Annotated in this window: 3 protein-coding genes; all 3 read left to right on the plus strand. The window is 53.8% G+C overall.

Features of this window, described 5'->3' with window-relative positions:
* Positions 1 to 193: 193 nt before the first annotated feature.
* Genes AS26_RS13290 through AS26_RS13300 form a run of 3 tightly spaced genes read left to right on the plus strand, consistent with a single transcriptional unit; the run spans position 194 to position 3,787 of the window.
* On the plus strand, positions 194 to 1,705 hold the full coding sequence (locus tag AS26_RS13290) for a sugar ABC transporter ATP-binding protein (RefSeq protein WP_062310532.1): 1,512 nt from the start codon (positions 194 to 196) through the stop codon (positions 1,703 to 1,705).
* A 4-nt stretch (positions 1,706 to 1,709) separates the two neighbouring features.
* Positions 1,710 to 2,708, plus strand: a complete 999-nt coding sequence (locus AS26_RS13295) for an ABC transporter permease (protein WP_062310535.1) — start codon at positions 1,710 to 1,712, stop codon at positions 2,706 to 2,708.
* Between the two features lie 29 nt (positions 2,709 to 2,737).
* Entirely contained in the window at positions 2,738 to 3,787 is a 1,050-nt protein-coding gene (locus AS26_RS13300) for a substrate-binding domain-containing protein (RefSeq protein WP_062310537.1), read from the plus strand.
* Positions 3,788 to 3,869: the final 82 nt, after the last annotated feature.

The raw sequence follows: 3,869 nt of genomic DNA on the forward strand, positions 1-3,869 counted from the left end.
CCGGTCAAGCGTTAAGCTAGGGGGGATGAGGCACGCCTGGAAATTCCATCTCAAAATGTGCGTACAAATGTGCCAGGGCGCTTGAGCCCAGGCTGTGATCTGTGGTAGGATGCTGACATGAATCCGGTTTCAGCGCACAAACGGGAATTCGTGAGCCAACTTGTACGGATATTCGTACAAGATGTAGGAGGTGATGTGCGTGGCGCGTACGTTGCTGGCGGCGAGAGGAATTCGCAAAGAGTTTCCGGGAACCGTAGCTCTCGACAACGTCTCATTTGAGCTGATAGAGGGAGAAATTCATGCCCTCATGGGGGAAAACGGAGCAGGCAAATCGACGTTTCTCAAAATCGTGACCGGCGCTTTGCAGCCGGACGCGGGTGAGATCCAACTTGCTGGCCGTTCAGTGAGGCTTCATTCTCCTGTGGATGCTCGCCGCATGGGGGTCGCCATTGTCCATCAGGAATTGAGTCTGTTCCCGGACATATCGGTCATGGAAAATATCCTGGTGGGACAGGCACCAACTCGGGCGGGATTTATGAGACGTCGACAGATGCAGGAAATCTGTGAGCGCTATCTTGCACGGTTTCACGTGAGTTTCTCTCCTTCTGAGCTTGTTAAAAACTTAAGTGTATCCCAGCAACAAATCGTGGAAATTGTCAAGGCGCTCGTGACAGATGCAAGCGTCTACATCTTTGATGAACCGACGTCCGCCCTTAGTGTCGAAGATGCTTCGCGACTCTTCGACGTCTTGCGGGAACTCAAATCGCAAGGCAAGGGAATTATCTACGTGAGTCATAAATTTGACGAGATTTTCCAACTCACGGACCGGATCACGGTTCTGCGAGATGGTGCGCTGATCGGGACCGTTCAGACGTCGAGGACCAGTGCCGATGACGTCATTCGAATGATGGTCGGCCGCTCGATCGAACGAATTTATCCGGATAAAGGAAACCCGGAGGATCAGATTCTGCTGAGGGTTCAGAATCTGAACGCGGGTTCGAAGTGCAGAAATGTGTCCTTTGAACTTCGCAAGGGCGAAATCCTCGGTGTTTTTGGACTGGTGGGGTCTGGTCGCACGGAAATCATGCGAGCCATGACCGGAGTCGATCCGAGGACCTCGGGGGACATCGTGTTGGACGGACGTCCAGTGCGAATCCACGCAGTTCAGGATGCGATACGGCACGGAGTGTACTATCTCACGGAAGATCGCAAAGAACAGGGTCTCTTTTTGAAAATGTCGATTCGAGACAATGTCGCGGTGACTCACCTCGACCGGCTGGCCAAACGAGGGCTGCTTCAGCGTGTTCGAGCCCGGGAATTGGCTGAACAAGTGATAAGAGATCTCCGGGTGAAGGCGAAGGATGACGAGCAGCTTGTAGGGAGCTTGAGCGGAGGAAACCAGCAAAAGGTGATGATTGGGAAATGGGTCTCGCGCCAGCCTCGTGTCCTTATACTGGATGAACCGACTCGCGGAATTGACGTTGGGGCAAAGGCGGAGATTCACCAACTCCTCAGGAAGTTGGCCAATGAGGGCATTGGCATCATTGTTATCTCTTCAGAGTTGCCAGAGATTGTGGGGCTCAGCGATCGTGTGTTGGTCGTGCACAACGGCACGGTGGCCGGAGTCCTTAGTGGTTCCGACATGAACGACGAAATCATCATGGAATACGCATCAGGTCTTCACAAGGAAATAGCCGTGGGGTGAAACGATGCAACCGACTGATACTGCTCCTGCGAACATTCAGAATGAGCGCGAGTCGTGGCTTCGGAAAGTCACGCGTATTCGAGAGCTGACCATTGTGTTGGTCATCATCGTGCTCTGCATTATCCTTTCGTTCCTGTCGTCGTCATTCCTTAGTGTAGATAACATTGTCACCACAATCCTGAGTATCGTCATGACGGCCATCGTCTCGGTGGGCATGACGGTGGCTCTGGTCTCCGGAGGATTCGACCTCTCGGTCGGATCGGTCATGTCCATGGCGGGTGTTGTGACCGGGAGCCTGGCATTGAATGGCATGAACGTATGGCTCGCAGCTGTGTTTGGTCTTTTGGCTAGCCTTTGCTCTGGTCTGATCACCGGGCTATTCATCGGCAAGGTGAAAATTAACCCGTTTATCATGACGCTCGGAATGCAAGGCGTCGTCCAGGGTGTGGCATACGTTGTTACCCAAGGAGCCCCGCTATCTGTAACGGGCGTTCCAAAGTCTTTTTTGTACCTGGGTCAGGGAAACCTTCTTGGAATTCCTGTGCTGATCTGGATTCTTGCCGTCGTGGTTGTGGTATCCGACTTCATCATGAGGCGAGCTGTCGTCGCGCGGAAAGTGTACTACATCGGTAGTAACGAGGCAGCCGCATATTTGTCGGGAATTCGAGTTTCAAAGGTTAAAGTCTGGATTTACATCTTTACAGCGCTCTTGGCTGGTATTGCCGGCATTCTCACGCTGTCCCGCTTCAGTGTGGCAGCACCTACCGCGGGACAAGGTATGGAGCTTCAGGCCATCGCCGCATGTATCATTGGCGGCGCAAGCCTGACGGGAGGTGAGGGCACTGTTCTCGGCGCACTGCTCGGCAGTGTGCTCGTGGGAATTGTGAACGACGCGTTGGTTTTGTTGAATGTATCCGTTTACTGGCAGAGTCTTGTCACGGGTTTCGTACTTATTGCTGCAGTGACGCTTGATGTCCTTACACATCGCAAGAAAACCAGTTGAGCAAAAGTGTTGAAGGGGGCACCACATTGATGAAGAAAGACAACCGGAAAAAGATGACGAAATACGCTGCCGTTGCCGCTGCTGCGGCATCGATCGTTCTTGCTGCAACGGGATGTTCGACAAACGGCAACTCGTCTTCGACGTCATCGAGTCAAAGTGGTGGAAGTTCGTCGGCGTTCCAGGGTTCCCCAAATGAAACCTACTACATGGTCACCTTCCTGTCGGGCATCGAATATTGGAAGGGTTGCTTCGCTGGTATGGAGGCGGCGGCCAAAGACCTCGGTGTAAAGGCGGTTTTCACAGGAGCCCCGCAGTATGATATTAACCAGGAAGTCACGACCATGCAGCAGGTGATTGCGAAGCATCCTGCAGGCATCTTGGTGACATCCATCAATGCTCAAGCGATGACGCCGGTGATCAACCAAGCCATTGCTGCGGGTATTCCAGTGATTAGCTTTGACTCGGATGCTCCACAGAGCAAGCGGTACGCCTACCTTGGAACCAGCAACGTCGAGGCGGGCCAAAAGGCCGCTGACTACCTTGGCCAAGCGCTCGGTGGGCACGGTCAGGTCGCGGTCATCACGACGCCTGGAGAGCTGAACCTTGATCAGCGTGTGCAAGGTTTCAAAGAGGAGATGGCAGCGAAGTACCCTGGAATTCAAGTCGTGGCCGTTCAAAACGGTAACTCGGACCAAATTAAGACCGCCCAGGTCACGTCTGCACTGCTTCAAACCTATCCGCATCTCGCGGGCATCTTCTGCACAGAGGCCGACGAAGGAACAGGCGCAGCGACCGCCGTGCAGGAGGCCGGAAAGACAGGCCAAGTGAAGATTGTCTCGTTCGACACCGACAAAGCCACGCTCAATGCAATCAAGAGCGGCGAAATCACTGCCACCGTAGCGCAGGGCACCTGGAACATGGGCTTCTGGGGACTCATGGACTTGTTTGCGATTCGCCACAATTTAGCACGTCCAGTTGCGAATTGGCAACAGTCTGGCGTCGATCCAGTTCCGCCGGAGGTCGATACCGGCGTGACCATTGTGACGAAGAGCAACGTGAATGCATACTTGCAACAGTGAGTACGCACAAAGCTGGGACATGGGGATGCCCTCCGGCATCCCTTTTTTGCAGGGGGGGTGACACATGCAGGGGGGCGGTAAA

Origin of the sequence: Alicyclobacillus sendaiensis NBRC 100866 (genome assembly GCF_001552675.1) — a bacterium.
GTDB classification, from domain to species: Bacteria; Bacillota; Bacilli; order Alicyclobacillales; family Alicyclobacillaceae; genus Alicyclobacillus; species Alicyclobacillus sendaiensis.